Here is a 23,977-nt window from a genome sequence, read left to right on the forward strand (position 1 = left end):
CCGCGCCAAGCTGCTAATCGGATAAGGTGAGAAGCAAGATGCGAATTGGACGTCGGCAACTTCTTGTCCTGTCGCTCGGAGCGGCTGCCTTCGGCACAGCCCAAGCCTCCGGGCCACTCTGGGCAGCCCTGCGATCCGGAGAAGCCATTGCGCTTCTGCGCCATGCCGCGGCCCCGGGCTCCGGCGATCCGCCTGGCTTCAGGCTCGGTGATTGCAGCACCCAGCGGAATCTGTCGGAACAAGGTCGTGCGCAGGCCCGCGCGATCGGCGACCTGTTCCGTGCGAATGGCATCTCGTCGGCAGCCGTCTATTCGAGCCAGTGGTGTCGCTGCCTCGATACCGCTCGCCTGCTCGGGATCGGCGACGTCGTGCCTCTTGAGCTGCTGAATTCGTTCTTTGGCGACAGTTCGGCCGCAGAAGTGCGCACCGCTGCCCTTCTGGCCTGGCTCCGCGCACAGCGTTTCGGCTGGGCTGCCGTGCTTGTCACGCATCAGGTCAACATCACCGGTTTGACCGGCGAGGTGCCGGAGAGCGGCGAAATGATCATCGTCCGTATTCATGAAGCTGAGCCCGTGCAGGTCATCGGGCAGGTTGCCACGCCGGCTTGAGCATCATGGCCATCAACCCCATCTCGTGCAGCATCGCTTCAGTCGCGGAACAACGACGTGCGAGGATCGAAGGGAGTGATGGCATGGCTATCGATTTCAACCATACAATACTGCCGGCCCGCGACAGCGAGGCGTCGGCAAAATTCCTGGCGGAAATGCTTGGCCTTCCCGCCCCAAGGCGCTGGGGGCCTTTCCAGATGGTCACCACCGAAAACGGTGCCAACCTCGACTACATGGATACCTCAGGCGAAATCAGGCCGCAGCATTACGCCTTCCTGGTCAGCGAAGCCGAGTTCGACGAGATCTTCGGCAGGATTCGTGAACGGGATCTGCCGTACTGGGCTGATCCTGGCCGGACGCAGCTGGGCGCGATCAATCGCCACGACGGCGGCCGCGGCGTTTATTTCGAGGACCCGAACGGTCATCTACTCGAGATCATTACCCGTCAGTACGGCAGCGGCGGATGGAACCCGTGATCGCTCGGTGGCGTAGCCAGGCGGCGAACATTCTGCGAGCTGGTCTCATGGCGGAACCTGAACGGTGACCTTGATCGATGAATAATAGGCGGCGACATCAGCTATATCCTCATCGCTCAAGCCCTTGGTCACGACAGTCATCTGCTCGTTCTTGCGCTCGCCTGCCTTGAAGGCCATCAGCGCCTTGACAAGATAAGCCTCCTTTTGCCCAGCTATGTTCGGCGCCTCGGGCAGCTTGGCGATGCCGTCCTTGCCATGGCAAACCTGGCACTTCAGCATGACTTTTTTGCCCGAAGCGGCATCACCTCCAGCCTGCGCAAGAGACGAACAGGCAACGAGCGCAGCCAGACTGACGATCAAACGCCTCACCCCGAACTCCTTTATCCATAGAGAAGCAAGCCAGGCAGCAGCAGAAATCCGCCGCCTGGCTAACTCGTCAATCGCCGTAGGAAATCCGCCAGACGGCCCCGGCCAAATCGTCGGACACCAGCAGCGAACCGTCTTTGAGCATCTGAACATCGACAGGACGGCCGAGATACTCGCCATTCTCGTTCAGCCAGCCGTCAGCGAACACTTCAGCTTTGTCCGCCGTGCCGTCCGCCTTGAGCGGGGTGAACATCACCCGAGCCCCCACCGGGTCCACGCGGTTCCAGGAGCCGTGCTGGGTCGAGAAGATGCCGCCCCGGTATTTTTCGGGGAACTGCTTGCCGGTATAGAACGACAGCCCGAGATCGGCCGCGTGAGCCTCTTGCTCGACCTCCGGGAAGATCACGCCTTCGGGCACTGTTGCGTCCTTGTACTCAACCGTACGAACCTTGCCGCCGCCATACCAGGGGAAGCCAAAATTCTGGTCCGGTCCGGTAACACGGTTCATTTCACCTGGGGGAATGGTGTCGCCCATGCCGTCGACCTGATTGTCGTTCACCCAAAGTGTCTTGTCCTTTGGGTTGAAATCCAGGCCGAGCGGATTGCGCATTCCGCGCGCATAGATTTTGCGGTCGGTGCCGTCCTGCTTCATGCTTATGATGCCGCCGATGCCGAGTTTCTCGAATTCCGGGAGCACTTCGGCGGCTGGCACATTGAACGGCTGGCCGATGGTAATATAGATGCGATTGTCGGGCCCGACGCGGCAGGTTCGGGCCGTGTGATTGTAGCTCTCGTTGGATGCGGGTATAAGCTCGCCCTGCTTCACGATGGGGAAAGCCGCGACATCGGGACCTTCATAGAAAAACTCGGCCGCCGGGAACCACAATACGCGGTTCTGTTCGACGACGTAGAGGTGGCCATCCCTCGAGAAACAGACGCCGTTCGGAACCGCCATTTTGATTGAAGGCGCAAAGACCTTCACGTCGTCGGCGACGCGGTCCTTGTTGCGGTCGGTCATGGAGTAGACCAGCTCTTTGCGGGTACCGACGAAGGTCACCACGCCCTGCGGTCCTACGGCCATATGGCGTGCGTCGGGAACGATGGCATAGAGAGTGACCTTGAAGCCATCCGGGACTTTGACCTTCGCCGCAATGGCTTTGAGTGCTTCGGCGCTTTCTCCGGTCTGCGGGATCGGCTCCATCATCGGTGTGCCAGTCGTCTTGAAGCCGCCAAGTTTCTCGAGATTTTTGTCCTGCGCAAAGGCGGACGTTACGCAAAGGGCGGCAGTGCATGACAAAACGAAAGCCATTTTCTTGATCACGATATCCTCCCACGTGGCCAGCTTCGCGGCATCTGTGGCAGTCAGACACAACGTTGCGGGCGGTTGCTTTTGTGCGAAATTTCCAGCGCCGAGCACAATCTTCCGGCCGGGACTTAGCGACCGAAAGCGTTGCCTAACTCAATCCCCTGACAGTCACCTGGGGCTGCAGCGGTTGCGGCCACAGCATAACATGTTGCCCCGCCGGGTACCAATGATGAACGGCAAGCTGGCCGGGGCTTTCAACCAGCCCTCTTATCGGCTGACCGGGCGGGCGCCGAGTTGGCGCAACAGACCGAATGTGCTCCAATATCGCCATGTAGAGCTGCCTTCGGACGTCCGGTGAAAAATGGCATCCAGGCAATGCGAGGCCACCAGAGAGCAGACCGCTAGAGGGGGAATAAATGCGTCGCATCGCTTGGATCTCGCTTGCCATCATCCTTTCGCTAGCCGTCGCAATCCTGACTGCCTGGGCCGGACTTGCCATGTGGTATCGTCTGCCTGTGGCTGAGCTTGGACGGGCTCTGGCCGGCGTCCTGTTCGTCTTGTTCGGCCTCGCCACTATCATCGCCCTCTTCAGCCGGTTTCGCATCAGGGCGCTTGTCCTGTTTGCAGCTGCGTTAGCTGTGGTTCTGGTTTGGTGGAGCACCATCAGGCCCTTCGATCACGCGGACTGGGCGCCCGAGGTCGCCCGTCAGGTAACCGGCACACGCGACGGAAACCTGTTGACGCTGACCGATGTGCGCGACTTCGAGTGGCGTAGCGCTACTGATTTCACCGAACGCTGGACAACGCGGACCTACGACCTCTCCAACGTTCAGACGGTGGACCTCTTCATGTCTTATTGGTCCGGGACCAAAATCGCCCATGTCATCATAAGCTTCGGCTTTGCAGGAGGTGACTATCTTGCCTGGTCGATTGAGGTGCGGCGTCATGGAGGCGGCAAGTTTTCACCCATGGCAGACCTGTTCAAGAGCAATCCCCTGGTCATTATTGCGGCTGACGAGCGAGACGTCGTCGGCGTCAGGTCAAATGTTCGCGGAGAGGATGTCCAAATCTATCGGCTAAAAGTGTCGCCGGAAGCGGCCCGGGCGCTCTTGCTGGAATACGTCTTGGACGCAAATGCACTTTCCACGACTCCAGAATTCTATAATTCCATCACGACGAACTGCACGACCACGATCGTCAAGATGATGCGAGCCGTCGGTGACGTGGTGCCCCTTGACTGGCGCCTCATCGTTAACGGCTATCTTCCCGAATATGCGTATGCACGGGGTGCGCTCGATGTCAGCTTGCCGATGTCGGTTTTGAGGGAGGCAGCCCACATTGACGGCCGTGCGCGGGAGTCGGGCCTTTCGCCAGATTTTTCGAGATCGATCCGGATTGGCGTGCCCTCCCCCGGTCCAATTTATTGATCTCTGGAATCGTGTTTGGAAACGCTGGGCGGTTCGAACCGGATCTCATCCCGGCTTCACGGCGCACTTCTACTTTCTCCACCTGTCGACTCGCATTGGCGGACACCGCGCCTAGATAAGCACTGCGCCGGGGCGGAGCGATGCAGAAGGACCTGAGCATGCCTGAACAAATTACCCTGACTAAAGCTGAGCAGATCACATTGAATGATGGCTCAGCTATTCCCCAGATCGGCCTTGGCGTTTGGCAGGTCGATCCAGCCATTACGAGCCAGGTGGTGAGTTGGGGAATCGAGGCGGGTTACAGACTGATCGACACCGCCGAAGGCTACCAGAACGAGGAAGGCGTCGGGCAGGCGATCCGCACGGCTGGCGTGCCGAGGAGCGAGTTGTTCATCACCTCGAAACTGCGCAACGGCGCGCATCAGCGTGACGCCGCCCTGCGGGCTTTTGACGAGACGATGAACAAGCTCGGCATCGAACAGATCGACCTGTTCCTGATCCACTGGCCGGTGCCCAGCCAGGGCAAATATGTCGAGGCGTGGAAGACGCTGATCGAACTCAGGCAATCCGGCCGGATCAAGTCGATTGGCGTTTCGAATTTCAACCAGGACCATCTGGAGCAGATCATCGGCGAGACTGGTGTCACACCCTCAGTCAACCAGATCGAACTCCATCCCCGGTTTCAACAGCGCCAGACCAGAGAATTTCACAGCACGCACAACATCCGCATCGAAAGCTGGAGCCCGCTGGGCAGCGGCCGGCTGTTGAGCGACCCGACCCTCGAAAAGATCGCCGGAAAACACCGCAAGTCCGTGGCGCAGGTGATCATCCGCTGGCATCTTCAGGAAGGGCTGATCGTCATTCCAAAGTCGATCCACCAGGACCGGATTGCCGCCAATTTCGACGTCTTCGATTTCGAGCTGGATTCAAAGGACCTCGAGCTCATCCGAAGCATGGATTCATCAGCCGGCCGTACCGGCGCGAACCCGGCCACGGCTGCGTTCCTGTTCTGAGGCAAACTGCCAATCTCCCCCAGTACAAAGGGGAGAAGGTCGGGCGCTCTCCCTTCTCCCCTTGTGGGAGAAGGTGGCCGAGCGAAGCTCGGTCGGATGAGGGGTGCTCCAGCTTGGCACCGACAGCACTCCGTCCAACACCCCTCTTCCGTCTCGGCGCTACGCGCCGATCCACCTTCTCCCACAAGGGGAGAAGGAAAGAACCGGGCCTCGTCGATCAGGAGCGCAGTCTGGTCTTTTGCGGGTCGTAATGGGCAAAGGCGACAGTGGGGGAGATTCCGTTTCCGCTCACCTCATATCCCCGATCCATCCAGCAGCGGGACATCTTCTTCGTCCCAGGGGCTCGGCATTGAACCCTTGCTCAGATTGGCGGTTGGCAGCGGCATCCAGCACTTCAGCTCGGGTTCGGCGTATTCAACCACGCGTCCGGGCGACGAGTCGGAAGCACGCCACCCTTCACTGCCAAACTGGTCGGCTCGAGACCAGTAAGCCAGGTCGACTTCCGCTGGCCCCTGCTCAGACGGCCGAACTGTGACCAGGATTCGGCTGCCATCCCTTGGCGCGCTCGACATGTGACGCCAGCGATCGGGCTCGTCCATCGTAATCTCCTCGCGCAATCTGCATCTCGGCTGTCCAGACGAATAGTCGCTTCGCGCACAAGGCCGGTCAACCCGAACTTTGCGCCGGCAGTCTATGATTGGCCGCCTACCGGTTTGGTGCGACATGGGCTGCCGGTCATCAGCGCACCTTCGCCTTGACTGCCCAGGCTCTCGTTTTCAGGGGAATGGACCCGCCCTCGCCGCGCGGCAGACTGTCGCGGAGCCTCTCCATCAATCTCTGGCGAGCTGCGGGTTCGAGACTCATGCAGTAGCCGGGCGCCGGTCCCGCACCCAGGGTGAAGGGGCGCCAGTAGTCCTCAAAGTCCTTGAACACGGCCGGCATTTCAATCCGGGTGGAGTCGATGGAGCCCAGGCCTGCCTTCTCCGCGAGATCGGTCAATCCATCTTGTGTGCAAAATGGAAAACGCCTGTCTTCGGTAAGGTCGATGGCACCGGGGTCAAGCGCCGTCGCAGCGGTCCAGAAGGCCCGCATGAATTCCACCCCGCCGCCGGGATAATCCCACACATAGAATCCAATCGTCGCTCCAGGGCGGGCCACCCGCCGCATCTCGGCGAGCGCCTTTTGCCTGTCGGGAACGAAGTTGAGAACAAGCGCCGACACGACCATGTCCTTGCTGCCCGATTCGACTGCCAAGGCCTGCGCATCGCCTGCGAGAAACGCGACACGCTTGTCCGGCACGTTTGCCCGCGCCTTGGCGAGAAAACCCTCCGACGGGTCTATGGACACCAAACTCTTGGGATTGCAACGGGCCAGGATGGCTGCCGACAGCGCCCCGGTTCCGCAACCCACCTCCAGCCAGTCCAGACCCTCCGCCGGATCGAGCCAATCCAGGAACGGTGGAGCGATCTGACGGCTCCATCGCCCCATATAGAGGTCGTAGCTATCCCCGGCCTGCCAGGCGTCGTGGCGCGTTGCCTCAGCCATCGCAATCTCCTCCCCTGATGATTTTCGACCCGTCGGACCACGAGAATACGCCCGCCGCGCTCGCGGGAACAGGGGGCCAGGAAGGTCTGCCCGGGGGATCGTAATCGGATGCCGACACGCGCACGCCCCGGGCCGGCAAGGCAGACGATCCGCGTTCTTGCTCAGCCTGCCCGGAAGGCGAGGCTCCGCCTCATCAGTTGGATGCTGAGCGCCAGGTCTCCGCTTCCGATGAACCAGGGCGACAGTATCCGGGACGACCTCAGTCCGCGATAGAGCAGATAGGGAAGTCCGAGCGACAGGGCGATCAGCGCCAACTCGGAAGACATTCCGAAGTCCCGCAGCGTGAAATGAACGAACTGATGGACGAACATGATCACCAGGGAGGCTGCGCCGATTTCCGCCAACGGAGCGATGCGCAAGCTTGGCATCGCCATGAAGCGGACGAGGCCGAGGATAAAGGTCGAGATCGCCAATGCAACGAGCAGGCCGAGAAGCGGCGGGCCGAAGATGGCGTTCTTCATGCTGAAGGTAAAGTCGGACCCCGACCGCGCCGCCGCGAGCGCAACCCCGGCAACCGCCACGACAAACACCGCCGACCACAGCGCGCTCATGCCGCGTTCGCGCAGGAAATGTCCGAACCAGAATGCGCCGATGGCGAGCGGCACATTCGTCAGAGCCAGCGGCGCGCGCACCTCCTGCCAGTAGGCCTGGATTGAATAGGCGAGGCCGACGGATGCGCCGACGAAGACCAGCATGCCGGGATCGGTCGGCCCGCTGGTCCTGATCGCGACCTCGTTATAGACAAGTTGCGTGGCGACGAGGCAGGTGACGAACCAGAACACGCCGAGTTCGCGCGTCAGGTGCCGTCCGCCCAGCAGCGCGTCGGTGATGAGTTCCCTGATCTGCCAGGGCGCCGGGGTGTCGCCGCGCAAAAAGTCCACAACGAGCACGCTCGCCATGATCGCGCCGAGAAACATCACATAGGGAATGAGCAGGCCCTGGACGCGCTTCCGGAAAAGCGCCTTCCTCTCCGTCACGGCAAAAAGGTAGCCGGATATGATGAAGAAGAACGGCATGAAGAACAGCGATGCCGTAAAGTAAATCGGGTGCGCCCATCGCCAGGTGCTGTGGTCGAGGACGTGGGCCATGACGACGAGGGTGATTCCCAAGCCCTTGGCAGTGTCCAGCCAGGTCTCACGTATGGGCAGGTTCAACTTCAGCGTTTCCTGGATACGGCTTATCGGCCGGCCCGGTCCTTCGGTTTCGATGGTGATTGTGCATTGCATCATACTGTGTGGCAAGTGCGAATTGGCTCGGAGGTCCGCATTGCCGGTTGCCGCCGACGCAATGTCGCAAAAGTCGGCGAAATTCAGCATTCCGCTTGATTTTCCGCCGATCTTCACCCATTGTTGCGTTGCACAATAACAGGCTGGTGCCGACTTGGCAGTTCAAGCGATAGGAAACCTTGGCCGGCACGGGCTGCCGTTCTTGCAGCCAGCCGGCTGTTGAAATCGATCGCGCTTTGACCTCGGATCGACCAGGTCCGATTTAAGCAGCAAAGGACCAAGATGCTTCGCGACTTGTCCGCCTACAAGAAACTGTTGATGCTCGGCATTGTCGGGCTGGTGCTCGTCGCCATCCTCGACGCCTTCAGCAATCTGCCCGTCGTCTCCGGCTGCGCGTTCTACGGCAATTGCGCGATCGATAGCTCCGTAGAAGCACCGATCGGGCACAGTCAGGATCCGACGCTGCAATGAAGCCCCCCGGCAAGTCAGCGCTTATCGTCTATGACGGCGACTGCATCTTCTGCCAGAGCTATGTCCGCTTTGCCCGGCTGCGCGACGCGGTCGGTCCTGTCGAACTGCTTGACGCGCGCTCCGGCGATCCGCGCGTTGTCGAGTTTCAGCGCCAGGGCTTCGACCTGAACGAGGGCATGCTCTTCGTTTTCGAGGATCGCGTCTACCACGGCGAGGAAGCCATCAATCTCATGGCGATCCTCAGTTCCTCTTCGACGCTTTTCGGCTGGCTCAACCGCAGGATTCTCTCAAACAGGACGGCCGCGCGGCTGATCTATCCGGCGCTCAAGCTCGGACGCCGGGCCACCCTGAGGCTTCGCGGCCGCTCGCTGATCCCTGCAGACCTCGAACGGCGCTAAAGCATGTCACAAAAGCATGCCCTCGGGCCCTGACCCGAGGGTGCGCAGCGGTTTTACGACAACGACATGAACTTAAAGCGCCGCGTGTCCCTTGCAATCGCGACACGCTTTGGACAGTTCCCGGCGAAATGGATGGCTAGGCTGCCCGGCGACATCTACCAGTTTCCGTGAGAGCGGCGCTCAGTGGGTGCAGGACTTCGGCCGCGAGAAATCCACCAACTTGAACACAAGCAACTTGCGTTCGAGGAGGCTGGGCATTTCGCCTGCGAAGGTCGACGCGTTGGCGCGGGTAATCGTCTCGCCATCCTTCACGTAAGTCACCCAAGCCTCGGGCTTCCGGCGCAGTTGTTTCTTCACAGCGAGGAGGACGTGGTAATTGCCCGCCTGCGACTGCCGGACGAGATGGGGCTCGGAGGAATCAACGATCTTCACCACCTCGTTCTGATAGTTGAACATGTATGGTGGCTTGGGAAAGAGCAGATGGTTGGTCTGGCCGGCTTCGGTGTGCAGATTGCTGAACATGTTGATGGAACTCTCCGTCTTGAGCCCGACATAGGGTGACAGGCAGGAGAGGAAGAACAAGCCCGGCACCAAATAGACCCAGAGCGGCTGGCGCGGAGAGGAGACGGTCCGGCAAGGCAGGTTCTGCAGGGCCACATAGGACAGCACGACCATCGCCGCGCCGCCCACTACCGCCCAAATGAGGATCCAGACGGAGTGGACCATCATGTCGAAGGAGCGCCCGGGAAAAGCATAGGTGAGCACAATGACGAGAGTGACCGCGACCAGCATCACGGCCGCGCCCGGCAGCAAGATCCCGATCCGGCCGAACGTCTCGCGCAGCGGATTGGTAAACTCCAGCGAGGTGCGATAGAGCGCCTCGCTGGCGGGCGTGGGGATGCTCAGCACATACAGCGCGAACACCAGGCTGGAAAAGTCCATGTACCAGGAATAGGCCGAGATCGGGATCACGTAATGGAAGACGAGTGCGAGGATGAACCCCACGGCGAAATAGCGCTTCCAGTAGAGAGACACGATCGCGATCGCCTCAATGACGAAGGTGGCGAAGATCGCAAGATACCGGCCAAACAGATTGTCCTCGAGGCCGAACGGACGAGCCAGCGGAGCGTAGAGGCCCACCGCGCAACTCACGGAAGGATCGAGGAAATCGGTGTTGATCTTGTGGAAGATGCCGTAGAAATACATGATGGCGAGCAGCGCCCGGGCGACGATCCGGATCTGTTGATAAAGCTCCATCCGGGCCAGCGCGGCGCCGCGGCCGGCGGCCCGCAGATAGAGCACTGCCGCACTGAGCAGGATAGCCCCGTTCATCACCGCCGTGATCGTCTTGTTGTTCGAAGCGACCGGCATGCGCAGCGCGTACAACACAAGCGATACCATCACGAGCCCGATCAAGAACTCGGTTCGCCGCGGGTACAGCAGGAGTAGCAGGCTGAACAGGACGACCGACCAGCTCAGAGCGGCAAACAGCGGCCCCTTGTAGCCAAGCATGGAGTAGATATCACCGGCGATACTGAAGATCGCCGCCATTGCCCAGAACGGGGCAAATGCGGTCAATCCGTCAAATGTATCGTCCCGTCCTCTGACTTTCGTGATCTTGCTGCGACCAACGTTCCATATCGGTGTCGCGCTTGAATACTGCTGCTGCCCAATAAACACCAGTTAGCCCCCGCTGCCCTATGTTGCACTGCAACATCAGCACGAGCGCAGAGTAAGAGTCAATCCGCCGTCGTCGGTAACTCCTGCTGCCGAGCATCAGCCATTGGGAGAGGTGCGGCGGACCCAAAGCGGGATGCGTTTAGTTTGAACTGGCCATCCCGCTCCATTTGTTTCGCCCGCGACTGCATGTCGCCCAAGGCATGCCCTCGGGCCTGACCCGAGGGCGCGCAGCAGTATCAAGACAACGACATGTCAAGACAACGACATGTATGAAAACAAGAACTTGAAGCGGCGTATTAATCCTGCGGATGCGCCGCGCTTCGCCGACTAACGCTGCTTTGCCGTTCTAGGAAATTCCACCACGTCAGCGGGCGGACGCTTGTACTGGGCTGCGACAATTGCATCGATCAGGATGTCCAGGGCGGCGCGCGCCGCGCTGCTCGTCTCGTCATCGCCGCGCAAATAGTGACAGGCTCGTTCAAGATGGAGGTGGGCTGCGGCAAAGTCACTGGTCATGGATTCTCCTTTTGCCCGCCGCTGGACAAGGATGGCCCATTTCGATTTACCCAAAGGCGAACATCCACAGTTGGATTTGAATCAAATATGGCGGGTTAACCAGATCTTCAGCATCGCGAGGCGACCTTGCTGCTGCGGACATGTGTTGAGTTCCGCCTCAGGCAACAGACCCGCTCCGGAGACCGGGGCGGGTTTTTGCTTGGATTGCCGAACGCCTGCCCAAGCTTACACGCTCCGCTACCGCGGCGGCGCCGACCTAGCGTCAAGCAGCGAAGCGGCCCACCGCAAAGGGCGCGAGGCAGTCAGGATCGCCGCGTCCGGCAATCAGGTCGGCGACCAGGCGGGCGGTGATCGGCGCCAGAGTGAGGCCGAGATGACCATGGCCGAAGGCATGGATCACCCTGGGGTTGCCACGTGACCGACCGATGACGGGCCGGGAATCGGGCAGCGACGGCCGGAACCCGAGCCATTCGGATGAGGGCCGGCCGAGTGAGGGGAAGAACTGCCTGACACCGCGATCCAGTAGCGCCAGCCGGCGCGGATTTGCCGGCGCTGCAAGCCCGCCGAGCTCGACGGTTCCGGCGACACGCAGCCGGCCGGTCATCGGCGTCATGTAGAAGCCGAGATCGACAGGACAGACCGGACGATTGAGCAAAGGCGCTTCGGTCGGGAATTCGAGATGATAGCCGCGTTCGGTCTCGAGCGGGATGCCGTCGCCTGCCTGCATGGCCAGCGCCCGCGATTGCGCACCCGCGGCGATCACCACCGTATTCGCCTTGACGCGAAGGCCGCAACCGCTGAGCCCGACACCGTCCGCCTCGACCTGCAGCCCTGATATGGCAGCCTGCGCCACCGACACGCCGCGGGCGGTTGCGGCATCGAGCAGCCGCCGCATCAACCTCTTTGGATCGGTGACATTCATCGAATCCGGGAAGTACAGTCCGCGGGCCCCGGTCGTGGGCAGGCTCGGCTCCAGCGCGGCCACCTCTCCCGGCATCAGAACCTCCTGATGCACGCCAAACCCGGCGCGCAGCGCCCTGCCACCGGCCGCCCTGGCGAAACCGCTCTCGCGACGATACAGGTAGAGGCAGCCGTTGCGGCGCAGCAGGTCGGCCATATCGGCCTCTTGCGCCATCTCCTCCCATGCCGGCAGGGCCTCAGCCAGAAGGCCGGCGAGCGCCAGCGCATTGGCACGAGTGGCCGCCGGAAGCGACTCTCTGACAAAACTGACCAGCCACGGCGCCAACTGGAACAGAGCCGGCCAGCGCAGCGAAAAAGGGCTGTCTGGATCGAGCAGCAGTTTTGGCAGCGCGCGCAGAACGGCCGGATTGCCGACCGGCATACAGGCATATTCGGCGAGCGTTCCGGCGTTGCCAAACGAGGCGCCGGAGCCAGGCTCGTTGGGATCGATGAGCAGCACCTCGCGCCCCTCGGCCGCAAGCCGAAGTGCCGTCGCCAGCCCGACAATGCCGGCGCCAACGATGGCGATTTCGACGGTTTCCGCTGCTGCCACGACCGTATCTTCTTGTTTGACCATGATCTTTTCCGAAAACCGGCCCCCACTTTTCGGGATCATGGTCTAGACGAAGCCAGGCAGTTGCAAATGCCCGGCCGCGAGCAGTTCGGCCATGGTGTTCAGCGCGGTGCGCAGATCGTCGAGCGAGCGCGCGGCGCCGACATTGATGCGCACTCCGTGCTGCACCGGTTCGCGCCCGACCGCGAAGGCATCGCCGGGAAGAACGGCAACGCCACGTTCCAGGCAGGTACGAGCGAAACCCGCGCCGCGCCACGGCTCCGGCAGGCGCAGCCAGGCATGCGTCGAGGTGGCGTGGCTCTGGACATCGTAGCGGCCGAGGATTTCGGTGAGGATGGCCTGGCGCTGGCGAAGCTCCTGCTTCTGGGCTTCGATGATACGCGCCGCCGAGCCCTCTTCTATCAGCCGTGCGCCGATCAGCGCGGTCAGAGGGCTGATGCTCCAGCAGTTTATGCGCAAAGCCGCAGCGACCTGGCCGGCTATGGCGCGTGGCGCGATCACAAAACCGAGGCGCAGTCCCGGGGCAAGGCATTTCGACAAGGCGCCGATGTGAACCGTCAATTCGGGCTCGAGGCTGGCAAGCGACGGCGGCGGATTGTCCGCCAGCGGCCGATAGACGTCATCCTCGATGATGAGGACGTTATGGCGACGGGCGACAGTCACCAGCTCGTGCCGGCGTTCCTCGCCCAGCGTGATGGTGGTCGGGTTGTGCAGGGTCGGCACCAGGAAGACCGCGCGTGGGCGCAGCTGCGCGCAGGCCGCCTCGAACGCGTCGGCCCGCATGCCGCCACGGTCCATGGCGATGCCTCTGAGATCGAGCCCATGCACCCGGCACAGTGCATTGATGCCCTGATAGGTCACTTCGTCGGCGAGCACGACCTCACCCTGCCTGGTCACCGCGCCAAGCACGCAATCCAGCCCATGCTGGGCGCCCGCCGCCAGCACCACCCGGCCGGGATCGCCGGCGCCGGCGACCGGCTGCATCCACTCGGCGATCGCCGCCCTCGCCCACAGCGGCCCCTCGGGCGGGTGATAGTCCTGAAGCGTAGCGTAGTGCCGGTCCTTGGCCAGGCGCGGCAGCAGCAGGGCCAGGGCATCGAGATAGGCCGAGGTTGCCGGCCGGTTGACGGAAAGGTCGATGACGCCGCTGTCGTCGCTTGGTGCCGACACGAAACCGGGTCCTTCGCCGCCGTTGCGGGCAGCCACCGTCGTGCCGCGTCCAGGCCGCGCTTCGAGCAGGCCGCGCTGCTGCAGCGTCGACAGCGCCCGCGTCACCGTGGTGACGTTGATGCCCAGTGCGCGGGCAATCTCGCGCTGCGGCGGCAGCCTGTCTCCAACGGCAAGCGTGCCGGCTGTAATCCGTTCGGCAATAGCGTCGGCAAGGCGCCGGTAGACCGGGCCTTCCTCCGAGGCGAGTTGCAGGTCCTGAAGCATGCGGATTGGCGGTTTCGGTGTGTTGAGGCTCTGGCTACCGGCGCATCTAGCATAAGACAATCCTCCGGACAATAGTGCTTGTCCGGTGCCTGATTCCAAAATCCGGGCTGAAAAATCTCACACAACACCGAAGAATGCCGCTTGACGGGCAAACTTGTCTGCATCTATGCTTCTTTAGCGATCGATTGTGTGAGCATACAAGTTTGGTTTGCCGCCTTGCGCGGCCAGCGTCAAGCGAGACCGGCACATGGACGGCAAGCACCACCTCGTTTCGACAAGCGGCCATTGCCGGCGCTCAACGGAATTCCGTTCGTGATCGCCGAAGCGACAGGCCTGTCACGCGACAGCGCCGGTCCGGCACCATGGGCCAATGCGGGCGGCCCCAATGCCGGCGGCCGCCCCCATGACGGCCAAGGATTTGTCGAGTTCGTCGACGTCGAGAAATCCTATGACGGCCGCACGTTCGCAGTGACACGGCTGAACCTCAGCGTGGCGCGCGGCGAGTTCCTCACCCTTCTCGGCCCCTCAGGTTCGGGCAAGACGACGACGCTCAACATGCTTGCCGGCTTCGAACGGCCGACCAGCGGCGTCATCACGCTTGAAGGCCGGTCGGTCGACAGGCTGCCGCCCTACGAACGCAACATCGGCATGGTATTCCAGAACTACGCGCTGTTTCCGCACATGAGCGTCGAGGAGAACGTCGCCTTCCCGCTTTCGGTCCGCAAGACCACCAGGGCGGACGTGGCATCCCGCGTCGGCCGCGCGCTCGACATGGTGCAGCTGCGGCAGTTCGGCGACCGGCGGCCGGCGCAGCTTTCCGGCGGCCAGCAGCAGCGCGTCGCGCTCGCCCGCGCGCTGGTGTTCGAGCCAAGCCTGGTGCTGATGGACGAGCCGCTCGGCGCGCTCGACAAGAAGCTGCGCGAGCACATGCAGATCGAGATCAAGCAGTTGCACACCATGCTCGGCGTCACCATCGTCTATGTGACGCACGACCAGAGCGAAGCGCTGACCATGTCGGACCGCGTTGCCGTGTTCAACAATGGCGGGATTGCCCAGCTCGGTTCGCCCGACGATCTCTACAACACGCCGGAAAGTTCGTTCGTCGCCAGCTTCATCGGCGAGAACAACACGCTGGAAGGCAAGGTCGAGCGCGTCTCCGGCAAGGAGTGCCTCGTCGCGCTGCACGGCGGCGGTTCGGTCTCCGCGCTGGCCATCGGCGTCGCCGAAGGCGCGGCTTGCCATGTCGCCATCCGCCCGGAACGGTTGAAGCTTGCGCCCGCTTCGAACGGAGCAAATGCGTTAGCCGCCACGGTCGATGGCCGCATTTATCTCGGCGACCACCAGCGCCTTCTGGCCAGGCTGGAAAGCGGCCAGTTGCTGACCGTCAAGGTCGGCCCCGAAGCGACCATGGGCAACGGGGAACCGGTCACGGTTTCCTGCGCGCCCACCGACTGCCGCGCCTTTCCGGCCGATGCCGGAACGGGCGGTTCCATCTCGAAAACAGGGGAATAAGAACAATGAAAATCACAAAAGCCCGGCTGTTCGCCTTCGCGGCAGCCACAGCATTCATCACCATGGGAAATGCCGCTTTCGCGGAAGAGCTTTCGATCATGGCCAGCGGCGGCGCCTGGCAGGATGCCCAGCGCAAGGCATGGTTCGAGCCGTTCAGCAAGGAAACCGGGATCAAGATCGTCGAGCAGGAATATCTTGGCGATCTTGGCAAGGTCAAAGCGATGGTCGATACCGGCAACGTGCCGATCGATCTGGTGACGGTCGAGACCGCGACCGTGCTGCAGGGTTGCGACGCCGGCATTCTCGAGCGGCTCGACTATTCCAGGATCGCCCCGCGTGAAAAGTTCATCGAAGGTTCGGCGCTCGACTGCGGCGTCGGTCTCGACGCCTATGGCGATGTCCTTGCCTATGACCCCAACGTGCTGAAGGAGGCGCCAACCTCGGTCCTCGACATCTTCGACACGACGAAGTTTCCGGGCAAGCGCGCGATGCGCAAGTTTCCGGCACAGAACCTCGAATGGGCCTTGATGGCCGACGGGGTCGCGGCGGCCGATGTCTACGAGGTGCTGGCAACCCCCGAAGGCGTCAACCGCGCTTTCAAGAAACTCGACACCATCAAGCAGGACATCGTCTGGTGGGATGCCGGCGCACAGCCGCCGCAGCTCCTCGCATCCAAGGAAGTGGTGATGACCACCGCCTGGAACGGCCGTATCCAGAACGCCATCGACAAGGACGGGGCGCCGTTCAAGATCGTCTGGAACAACCAGATCCTCGAATATGACATGATCGCCATTCCGAAGGGCGCCAAGAACCCGGATCTGGCCTACAAATACCTTGCCTATATCAGCCAGCCGGAAATCAACGCCAAGCTCGCCAGCTACATCACCTACGGGCCGGTGCGCATCGATGCGGCCTCCTTCGTCGCGCCGGACGCCCTGCCGAAATTGCCGAACGCACCCGACCACATGAGCGCTTACCTGGTCGCCGATACCGAATTCTGGGGCGACTATGGCGAGGATCTGGTCAAGCGCTTCAACGCCTGGCTCGCGCAGTAGGGAAAATGTCGGCGCTCGAGCCCACGAAACTGGACCGGCCGCGGGCAAGCCGCGACTGGTCGGCCGCCGATTCCGGCGCAGCAAAGTCGGTTGCGGCAGCACTTCGCCGCGCCGATCTCGGCGACCGCCTGCGATCGCTGACGTTGGCGGCACCTTTGCTGGTGCTGCTGGCTCTGAGCTTCGGCATCCCGATCATCCTGCTTCTGTCGCGCGCCGCCTATGATCCGACGATTGCCGACGCCTTGCCGCAGACCAGCCAGGCATTGCGCGGCTGGAACGGCACCGGGCTGCCCGACGATGCTGCGTTCCTGGCCCTTGCCGCCGATCTCCGCAGCAATCAGGCCAAGGGCACCGCCTACGAACTCGCCAAGAGCCTCAACTCCCGCCTGCCCGGTGCGCGCAGCCAGGTGCTCAAGACGGTGCGTCGACTCGAGGCGGCCGACAGGCCGCCGCTGGATGTGATGAAAGCGGTGCCGTTCTGGTCGGCGCCGGGCACATGGCCGGTCATCGAGAGCGGTACCCATAGCGTGACGTCGTTCTATCTGCTGAGCGCGCTTGATCTGCGCTGGAATGCCGATGGCGGCATCGAAAGAGTGCCACCCGAACAGGCGATCTTCGTGCAGGTGTTCATGCGCACATTTTTGGTCGCCGCAGCGGTGACGCTGGCCACGCTGGTCCTGGGCTTCCCCCTCGCCTATCTCATCGCCAGCGTGCCCAAAGGCCTCGCCGCCATTCTCATCGTCGCGGTGCTGCTGCCGTTCTGGACGTCGATCCTGGTGCGAACCGCGGCCTGGACGGTGCTGCTGCAGAAATTCGGCCTGGTCAACGACCTGCTGCTGTGGCTCGGCGTCGCCGACGACCGGCTCGATTTGATGTACAGCCGCATCGGCCTGATCATCGCCATGACCCACATCCAGCTGCCGTTCACGCTGCTGCCGATCTACAGCGTCATGCGCACCATCCAGCCCTCGCAGATGAAGGCTGCCTATTCGCTCGGCGCAAAACCGTTCACCGCCTTTCGCCGCGTCTACCTTCCACAGGTCTTTCCGGGCGTCATGGCCGGTTGCCTGCTCACCTTCATCCTTTGCCTCGGCTATTACATCACGCCGGCGCTGATCGGCGGCGCCAGCGACCAGCTGATCAGCAATTTCATCGCCAGCTATGTCAATGTCGAACTGAATTGGGAGATGGCGGCGGCGCTGAGCTTCATCCTGCTCGTCTTCACCCTGGCGCTGTTCGGCATCTTCGCCCGCATCCTCGGCCTCGGCCGCCTCAAGCTGGTGTAGCCATGTTGCTGTCTCCCTATCCAACGACAGGCGAAAGAATCCGCATCACCCTGCTCTGGCTGTGGTGCGGCATGGTGATCCTGTTCCTCCTCGTGCCGATCCTCATTCCCGTTCCCTTGTCGTTCAACAGCGGCGCCTTCTTCATCTTTCCGCTGGAGGGAATTTCGACGCGCTGGTACGAGGTCGTGCTCGGAACCCAGCGCTGGCAGGCAGCCATCGGCAACAGCCTGATCGTTGCGTTCGGGACGACGCTGATCGCGACGATACTAGGCACGTTGACGGCGATCGCGCTTTCCGACGAAAAATTTCCCGGCCGCCGCATTGTCATGCCGCTGCTGCTTTCACCGTTGATCGTGCCGGTGGTGATCACCGCCGTCGGCTCCTATCTGTTCTACGCGCGCGTCGGCCTCGCCAGCACCTATGCCGGCCTCATCCTGGCGCATACCGCGCTCGCCAGTCCGTTCGTCGTCGTCACGGTGGGGGCGAGCCTCTCCGGCTTCGACCGCAATCTGATGCGCGCCGCCGCCATCTCCGGAGCAAGGCCGATCACATCGTTCTTCAGGGTGATGCTGCCGCTGATCCTGCCCGGCGTGCTGTCGGGGGCGGCCTTTGCGTTCGTCACCTCGTTCGACGAGGTCGTCGTGGTGCAGTTCCTGGCTAGCGCCAATCAGCGCACCATGCCGCTCGAGATGTTCATCGGCCTGCGCGAGAAGCTGAGCCCGGCAATCACCGCCGCCGCGACGCTGATGATGGCGTTGTCGATTGTCCTGCTCGTCGTCGCCAATGTTCTGGCCCGCCGTGGCAAGCAGCGACCGCGCATCGACTAATCGTGCGGCGGTCGGCCCGAGCCGCCATAGGTCTGCCCGCGTCAGGCCGCTTTACGCTGCGATTTCAATGTCTCGTGGTGCTTGCCCAGGCCGACTTGACCGTCACCGCATCGTTCAGGCTAGAGCCGAGCGGCGTGATCGAGTATTCTACGGCGCCTCGTCATAGGCGCTGCCTGGCTTGCAGCAGGCTCTCGGCGTCGTGAGTCCGGCAACGTCTCCTTCGGCAATCGATTTCCGTTCAAGAAGGTTCGGATTGGGTAGTCGCCGCGGGCCGACTGCGATCCCAAGCGCTCCCTCGCAGCCCTCCTTTGCAACACTTTGGGCTCCTCGACGTTCTCCCAAGGCACGCTTCGAAGCCGCGGCGGTTCGGCGACCTGCATCGATGTGACGCTGGAGGACACGCCATGGACATGAGCAACAGGAAGACGCAGTTCAATGTCTGGTACTGGATCGCCGCCTTCATCGGGCTGATGATCTTTCAATATGTCTACACCGCCACGCAGAATATCGCGCAGATTCCCTACAGCCATTTTGAGACCCTGCTGCGCGACGGCAAGATCGCCGACGTGCAGGTTTCCGATCGCTTCATCCAGGGCCGCTTCAAGGAGCCGCAGGACGGCAAGCCGATGTTCATTACCACGCGCGTCGAGCCTAACCTCGCGCGGCAGCTGCAGGAACACGGCGTCACCGTCACTGGCCAGATCGAAAGCACCTTCCTGAGCGACCTGCTCTCCTGGGTCGTCCCGATCCTCGTCTTCTTTGGCTTGTGGATGCTGCTGATGAGACGAATGGCGGGTGGCATGGGAGGTTTGATGCAAATCGGCAGGAGCAAGGCCAGGGTCTATGTCGAGGCCAATACCGGCGTCGGCTTCGACGACGTGGCGGGCGTCGATGAGGCCAAGGCCGAGTTGCAGGAAATCGTGGATTTCTTGAAAAGCCCGCAGGAATACGGCCGTCTTGGAGGGCGCATGCCCAAGGGCGTGCTGCTGGTCGGACCGCCCGGCACCGGCAAGACACTGCTCGCGAAAGCCGTTGCCGGCGAGGCAAAAGTTCCGTTCTTCTCGATCTCGGGCTCGGAATTCGTCGAGATGTTCGTCGGCGTCGGCGCCGCCCGTGTGCGCGACCTGTTCGAACAGGCACGCGCCAAGGCCCCGGCGATCATCTTCATCGACGAGCTTGACGCGCTGGGCCGCGCCCGCGGTGCAGGCCCGATGATGGGCGGACACGACGAAAAGGAGCAGACGCTCAATCAACTCCTGGTCGAGCTCGACGGTTTCGACCCGAAAATCGGCGTCGTGCTGCTCGCCGCGACGAACCGCCCGGAAATCCTTGACCCGGCACTTCTTCGCGCCGGCCGTTTCGATCGGCAGGTGCTGGTCGATCGCCCGGACAAGCAAGGTCGCGTCCAGATCCTTAAAGTCCACATGAAGAAGGCCAAGCTGGCGGCGGATGTCGATGCCGAAAAAGTCGCCGCGCTGACCCCGGGTTTTACCGGCGCCGATCTCGCCAACCTGGTCAATGAGGCAACCCTGCTCGCCACGCGCCGGAGGGCGGATGTCGTCACGATGGACGATTTCAACAATGCGGTCGAGCGCATCGTGGCCGGGCTCGAGAAGCGCAACCGGCTGTTGAACCCGAGGGAACGCGAGGTCGTCGCCTATCACGAAATGGGCCATGCGTTGGTAGCCATGGCGCTGCCCGGCGTCGACCCCGTGCACAAGGTATCGATCATCCCGCGCGGCGTCGGCGCCTTGGGCTACACGATCCAGCGGCCGACCGAGGACCGCTTCCTCATGACCCGCGAGGAACTGGAGAACAAGATGGCGGTGCTGCTCGGCGGCAGGGCGGCCGAGTGGATCGTGTTCGGGCATCTGTCGACGGGGGCCGCCGACGACCTGGCCAAAGTGACCGATATCGCCCGCGCCATGGTGACGCGTTACGGCATGTCGGAAAAGCTCGGCCATGTGGCGCTGGAAAAGGACCAGCGCTCCTTCCTGAGCCCCAACCCACTTGCCGGCGGTCCGCGCGAGCACGATTACGGCGAGGCCACCGCCGAGGCTATCGACGAGGAGGTTCGCGGCATCGTCGACACAGCTTTTTCGCGAACCGTCGGGCTCCTCACCGAGCGACGGGACCTGCTGGAAAAGACGGCGCGCAAGCTGCTCGAGATCGAGACGCTCAGCGAGGCCGAGCTCGCATCGCTCGTCGGAAACGTCGCGACACCGGATCGCACAGCGGCATCCGAACCGCAATCAGGGAAGCGACCGATACGACGAGGCAAGGCTGCGGCGACAAATTTTTCGCGCCGGGCCGAGTGACGGCCTTCCTGTCCCGACCTGGTCCGGGTCGACTGCCGAAAGCCGCAGCCCCACATGAGAGATACTGCCTGCGGCGGGAAGGCGACCGCGGCAAGCAGAATCGCAATCCCTCATCAATCCATTGAGTCATGCTGGTAAAGCTCATCCATGCTGAGCGTCGCCAGAGCGGCGAAAGGCGCCTGCTTTTTCACGCGACCGCCGCTGAGGATCACCACGTCGTCGCAGAATGAGATGGTGCTGTGATGATGACTGATCACTATGGTCGTGCGGCGGCCTGCTCTCGACTTCAAGGTCTCGACGATTGCCGCTTCCGACAGTCCGTCCACCGCATTGGTGGCTTCGTCCAGGATGAGGATATCGGGATCGCGCACCAACGCTCTCGCCAGTGCGATCCGCTGCCGCTGTCCGGCTGAAAGATTGACGCCCCGGTAGCCGACGACCGTCTGGTAGCCTTGCGGCAGATGTTCAATGAATTCATGCGCTTCGGCCAGCTTTGCAGCACGCTGGGCGTCGCCGGCCGAGGCTGCGTCCTGCCCGTAGATTATGTTCTCAAAAATGGTGCCATCCACCAGTTCCAAATCCTGGCTGGCAAGTGCGACATGCCTTCGCCATTGGCTGGGATCGATCTGGTCGAGGGGTGATCCATCGACGAGAATTCTACCGGCATCAGGCTCGACGAAGCGGCACAGGAGATTGACGATCGTCGTCTTGCCTGCGCCTGAACGGCCGATGAGCGCCGTCGAGCGGCCGCTGCGGATCTCGAATGCCGCCGAATGCAGCACCACGGCACGCTGGTCCTTGCCGGAATAGGTAAAGGTCACGTCATCGAACTTGATCTCTTGCGCCAAGCCCTGGAACGGTCGGTGTCCTCGCGGAGGTTCGGGCTTGTCGGTCGGGTCCAGCATCCAGACCACCTCTTCAAGCGATCCGCTCAAGCCTTGCAACTGGCTCCAGGCCATTTGCAGGGCCCGCATATACGGCTGCAGCCTGTAGAGCAGGATGACGAACGCGACGATCAGCGGGAAACTCACGCCCACGAACCAGGCGCCGATCACCACCGCCAGAAACAGCATCGCGTGGAGAACCTCGGTCAGCGGCGGCAACGCGCCCTGACGCGTAAGCAGGACGAAAGCTGCCCGGCGAACCGCGTCCGACGCCTGATCGAATGTGGCCTTCTCGCGGCTCTCCTGTCCGAAAATGCGGATCAGACGCCCGGCATGCACGAGGTGGAGCATCTGCGATGCAAGATCGCTGTTGCGCGAGGCGACGCTGCGGCTCGGCGCCTTCAAATTGGCTGACAGCACCGCGTGCGCGATCTGAACGACGACCAACCCCAGCGTGACCAACAGTGTCATCTGCCATGAAAGCAGGAGCAGAAAAGCCAGCAGAATGATTGCGGCCGATGCGCTGACGATGGCCGTCAGCATGATCTGGATCGCATCCGATGCCCGCCAGGATTCGTTGGAGATGATGTTGAGCAGCCGTCCGGGACTTTGCTGCAGGAAGAATGGATAACCGACCCGTAGCAACTGCTCCGACAGTGCGCTGCGGATCGAATGGCTGGCCTTGCCATAGATGAAGGTCGTCAGCAGCGTGTTTGCGAAGGCGAAGACGTTCTTCAGGACGATCGAGCCGAGAATGGCGACCGAAATGACGATCAGCCGGTCGCGCTCGCTGAGGTCAGATCCGAAATGCTGGAACACGGCAGAAAAGCCGGCCATTCCGGTTTGATCCCCCTGCCCCATGATGATGCCCAGCAAGGGGATGATCAGCCCTATGCCGAAGCCTTCAAGGGCCGCGCTGGCAAGACCCAGCATCACCACGGCAGGAAGCAGCCGCAGTTGCTTCCGTCCAAGCGCGCGGCGCAGCATCGGCAGGCTCGGCGGTATCAGTCGCATTATGGCGTATTCACCCTCGCCTCGGCATTTGCCTGTTGATCCTGTGCTTGTTGATCCTGCCGCACTTGCGGCGCCTCTGGCCGTCTCGCCAACGAAAGAACCGCGAACTTGGCCGCGCCGAGCAGATTCATGATGACGATCGGCCAGTGCGACAGCTTGAGTTCGCAATCGAACCGAGGCCCCTTCACCAATTCCCGGAAAGCCGATCGCACGGCCCAGTAGAAATGGCGAAGCAGCCAAGGCGCATGGCGAACATGTTTCAGGCACAGCCCGCCATTGCCCAGGCAGTAGTCGCGGTGGAGCTTTTCGATGGCCTTGCGATCTCGCCGGCCGTGATGGTGGAAAATCGTCATGTCGGGCACATATTCGACTGGTATTCCGAGCAGCACCGCTCGCACAAGATAGTCCGTATCTTCCGCGGAGCGCAGCGGGCCGCCTGCGCCGAACCGCTCGTCGAAAAGGCCGATGCGAGCAGCAGCATCGCGGTGCATCGTCATGTTGCAGCCGAGCACAAAACCGCCGGGATGAACATCCGATGTAAGCCGCTCGCGGACCAGCGATCGCTTGATCGTGAACGGCAGATCCCTGGCATCGCCGATCTCGACGCGGCCGCCCCGGACGACCCGTTCCCCGGTCCCGTAATGTCGCTGCAAATCACTGAGGTAGTCGCCATGGACCTGGCAATCATCATCGACGAAGACCAGCACACGGCCCCGTGCTCGCGCCAGACCGGCGTTGCGGGCCGCCGCCAATCCGCGTCGTGGCTCGCAAACAGCCGTCAATGGGATGTCCGACAGTTCGGCGATGCTGGCCAGGCGTTCTGCCGTGCGGTCGGTCGAGCCGTTATCGACAACCACGAGTTCGGCCGCGAAGGCAGGATGGGCACGGCACGCGGCCTGGATCGACTTGATGCAAGGCTCGAGCACCGCAACGCGGTTGCGCGTGCAGACGATGAAACTGACCTCCGGTGCGGAGCCGTGCTGCGGCCGGGGATCGGCCGAAATGGGCGCGAGCATACTCG

At 62.3% G+C, this 23,977-nt stretch carries 22 protein-coding genes; 11 read left to right on the forward strand and 11 right to left on the reverse strand.

Annotated elements, in window-relative coordinates; genetic code table 11:
• Positions 1 to 38: 38 nt before the first annotated feature.
• Positions 39 to 608, forward strand: a complete 570-nt coding sequence (locus AC0L2B_RS08435) for a histidine phosphatase family protein (protein ID WP_473744907.1) — start codon at positions 39 to 41, stop codon at positions 606 to 608.
• A gap of 83 nt (positions 609 to 691) precedes the next feature.
• The gene (locus AC0L2B_RS08440) at positions 692 to 1,084 is read left to right on the forward strand and encodes a VOC family protein (protein ID WP_091599258.1); all 393 of its coding nucleotides are present in this window, start codon (positions 692 to 694) and stop codon (positions 1,082 to 1,084) included.
• A 45-nt stretch (positions 1,085 to 1,129) separates the two neighbouring features.
• Here AC0L2B_RS08440 and AC0L2B_RS08445 read toward each other — a convergent pair whose 3' ends face one another.
• Together AC0L2B_RS08445 and AC0L2B_RS08450 are read right to left on the reverse strand one after the other, a co-directional pair.
• On the reverse strand, positions 1,130 to 1,453 hold the full coding sequence (locus AC0L2B_RS08445; RefSeq protein WP_473744909.1) for a c-type cytochrome: 324 nt from the start codon (positions 1,451 to 1,453) through the stop codon (positions 1,130 to 1,132).
• A 67-nt stretch (positions 1,454 to 1,520) separates the two neighbouring features.
• Positions 1,521 to 2,759 (reverse strand): PQQ-dependent sugar dehydrogenase, encoded by a 1,239-nt coding sequence (locus AC0L2B_RS08450; protein ID WP_473744983.1) that lies wholly within the window; start codon positions 2,757 to 2,759, stop codon positions 1,521 to 1,523.
• 413 nt (positions 2,760 to 3,172) lie between these two features.
• Here AC0L2B_RS08450 and AC0L2B_RS08455 point away from each other — a divergent pair, with 413 nt between their 5' ends.
• Entirely contained in the window at positions 3,173 to 4,183 is a 1,011-nt protein-coding gene (locus AC0L2B_RS08455) for an Lnb N-terminal periplasmic domain-containing protein (protein ID WP_473744910.1), read from the forward strand.
• A 158-nt stretch (positions 4,184 to 4,341) separates the two neighbouring features.
• Positions 4,342 to 5,196 carry an aldo/keto reductase gene (locus AC0L2B_RS08460; RefSeq protein ID WP_473744912.1) on the forward strand — a complete coding sequence of 285 codons (855 nt, stop codon included), beginning with the start codon at positions 4,342 to 4,344 and terminating at the stop codon, positions 5,194 to 5,196.
• Positions 5,197 to 5,489: 293 nt separating this feature from the next.
• Here the strand turns inward: AC0L2B_RS08460 and AC0L2B_RS08465 are convergent, their stop codons facing one another.
• The 3 genes from AC0L2B_RS08465 to AC0L2B_RS08475 all read right to left on the reverse strand — a co-directional run bounded on the left by AC0L2B_RS08465 (position 5,490) and on the right by AC0L2B_RS08475 (position 7,955).
• The gene (locus AC0L2B_RS08465) at positions 5,490 to 5,795 is read right to left on the reverse strand and encodes a hypothetical protein (RefSeq protein WP_095496525.1); all 306 of its coding nucleotides are present in this window, start codon (positions 5,793 to 5,795) and stop codon (positions 5,490 to 5,492) included.
• A gap of 139 nt (positions 5,796 to 5,934) precedes the next feature.
• The gene (locus tag AC0L2B_RS08470) at positions 5,935 to 6,741 is read right to left on the reverse strand and encodes a class I SAM-dependent methyltransferase (protein WP_473744913.1); all 807 of its coding nucleotides are present in this window, start codon (positions 6,739 to 6,741) and stop codon (positions 5,935 to 5,937) included.
• A 161-nt stretch (positions 6,742 to 6,902) separates the two neighbouring features.
• Positions 6,903 to 7,955, reverse strand: coding sequence for an acyltransferase family protein (locus tag AC0L2B_RS08475; RefSeq protein ID WP_473744915.1), 1,053 nt, complete (start codon positions 7,953 to 7,955; stop codon positions 6,903 to 6,905).
• 354 nt (positions 7,956 to 8,309) lie between these two features.
• Here AC0L2B_RS08475 and AC0L2B_RS08480 point away from each other — a divergent pair, with 354 nt between their 5' ends.
• Together AC0L2B_RS08480 and AC0L2B_RS08485 are read left to right on the forward strand one after the other, a co-directional pair.
• Entirely contained in the window at positions 8,310 to 8,498 is a 189-nt protein-coding gene (locus tag AC0L2B_RS08480) for a hypothetical protein (RefSeq protein ID WP_473744916.1), read from the forward strand.
• Positions 8,495 to 8,896: a DCC1-like thiol-disulfide oxidoreductase family protein gene (locus AC0L2B_RS08485; protein WP_473586044.1), complete on the forward strand. Its 402-nt coding sequence runs from the start codon at positions 8,495 to 8,497 to the stop codon at positions 8,894 to 8,896. The genes AC0L2B_RS08480 and AC0L2B_RS08485 overlap by 4 nt, the downstream gene beginning before the upstream one ends.
• Positions 8,897 to 9,076: 180 nt before the next feature.
• Here AC0L2B_RS08485 and AC0L2B_RS08490 read toward each other — a convergent pair whose 3' ends face one another.
• From AC0L2B_RS08490 to AC0L2B_RS08505, 4 genes are all read right to left on the reverse strand, one after another.
• A complete protein-coding gene (locus tag AC0L2B_RS08490; protein WP_473744918.1) occupies positions 9,077 to 10,474 on the reverse strand; it encodes a thiol-disulfide oxidoreductase in 1,398 nt (465 codons plus the stop codon).
• Between the two features lie 429 nt (positions 10,475 to 10,903).
• Positions 10,904 to 11,092, reverse strand: a complete 189-nt coding sequence (locus tag AC0L2B_RS08495; protein WP_023799140.1) for a hypothetical protein — start codon at positions 11,090 to 11,092, stop codon at positions 10,904 to 10,906.
• Positions 11,093 to 11,354: 262 nt separating this feature from the next.
• The gene (locus AC0L2B_RS08500; RefSeq protein WP_473744920.1) at positions 11,355 to 12,629 is read right to left on the reverse strand and encodes an NAD(P)/FAD-dependent oxidoreductase; all 1,275 of its coding nucleotides are present in this window, start codon (positions 12,627 to 12,629) and stop codon (positions 11,355 to 11,357) included.
• A 42-nt stretch (positions 12,630 to 12,671) separates the two neighbouring features.
• Complete coding sequence (locus AC0L2B_RS08505; RefSeq protein WP_473515652.1) at positions 12,672 to 14,060, reverse strand: aminotransferase-like domain-containing protein; 1,389 nt, start codon at positions 14,058 to 14,060, stop codon at positions 12,672 to 12,674.
• A gap of 312 nt (positions 14,061 to 14,372) precedes the next feature.
• Between AC0L2B_RS08505 and AC0L2B_RS08510 the strand changes: the two genes are divergently transcribed.
• From AC0L2B_RS08510 to ftsH, 5 genes are all read left to right on the forward strand, one after another.
• Positions 14,373 to 15,572 (forward strand): ABC transporter ATP-binding protein, encoded by a 1,200-nt coding sequence (locus AC0L2B_RS08510; RefSeq protein WP_473744922.1) that lies wholly within the window; start codon positions 14,373 to 14,375, stop codon positions 15,570 to 15,572.
• Between the two features lie 5 nt (positions 15,573 to 15,577).
• A complete protein-coding gene (locus AC0L2B_RS08515) occupies positions 15,578 to 16,627 on the forward strand; it encodes an ABC transporter substrate-binding protein (RefSeq protein ID WP_287223577.1) in 1,050 nt (349 codons plus the stop codon).
• Between the two features lie 5 nt (positions 16,628 to 16,632).
• Positions 16,633 to 17,913, forward strand: a complete 1,281-nt coding sequence (locus AC0L2B_RS08520; protein ID WP_473744924.1) for an ABC transporter permease — start codon at positions 16,633 to 16,635, stop codon at positions 17,911 to 17,913.
• Positions 17,914 to 17,915: 2 nt separating this feature from the next.
• Positions 17,916 to 18,740 carry an ABC transporter permease gene (locus tag AC0L2B_RS08525; protein WP_473744926.1) on the forward strand — a complete coding sequence of 275 codons (825 nt, stop codon included), beginning with the start codon at positions 17,916 to 17,918 and terminating at the stop codon, positions 18,738 to 18,740.
• A 404-nt stretch (positions 18,741 to 19,144) separates the two neighbouring features.
• Positions 19,145 to 21,058, forward strand: coding sequence for an ATP-dependent zinc metalloprotease FtsH (ftsH, locus tag AC0L2B_RS08530; RefSeq protein WP_473744927.1), 1,914 nt, complete (start codon positions 19,145 to 19,147; stop codon positions 21,056 to 21,058).
• 113 nt (positions 21,059 to 21,171) lie between these two features.
• On the opposite strand, the gene AC0L2B_RS08535 is transcribed toward ftsH, so the two are convergent.
• Both AC0L2B_RS08535 and AC0L2B_RS08540 read right to left on the reverse strand, forming a co-directional pair.
• Positions 21,172 to 22,956 carry an ABC transporter ATP-binding protein gene (locus tag AC0L2B_RS08535; protein ID WP_473744929.1) on the reverse strand — a complete coding sequence of 595 codons (1,785 nt, stop codon included), beginning with the start codon at positions 22,954 to 22,956 and terminating at the stop codon, positions 21,172 to 21,174.
• The gene (locus AC0L2B_RS08540; protein ID WP_473744931.1) at positions 22,956 to 23,972 is read right to left on the reverse strand and encodes a glycosyltransferase family 2 protein; all 1,017 of its coding nucleotides are present in this window, start codon (positions 23,970 to 23,972) and stop codon (positions 22,956 to 22,958) included. Before AC0L2B_RS08540 ends, AC0L2B_RS08535 begins: the two co-directional genes overlap by 1 nt.
• Between the last annotated feature and the right edge of the window lie 5 nt (positions 23,973 to 23,977).

The sequence above is a fragment of the Mesorhizobium sp. WSM4815 genome (assembly GCF_055811575.1).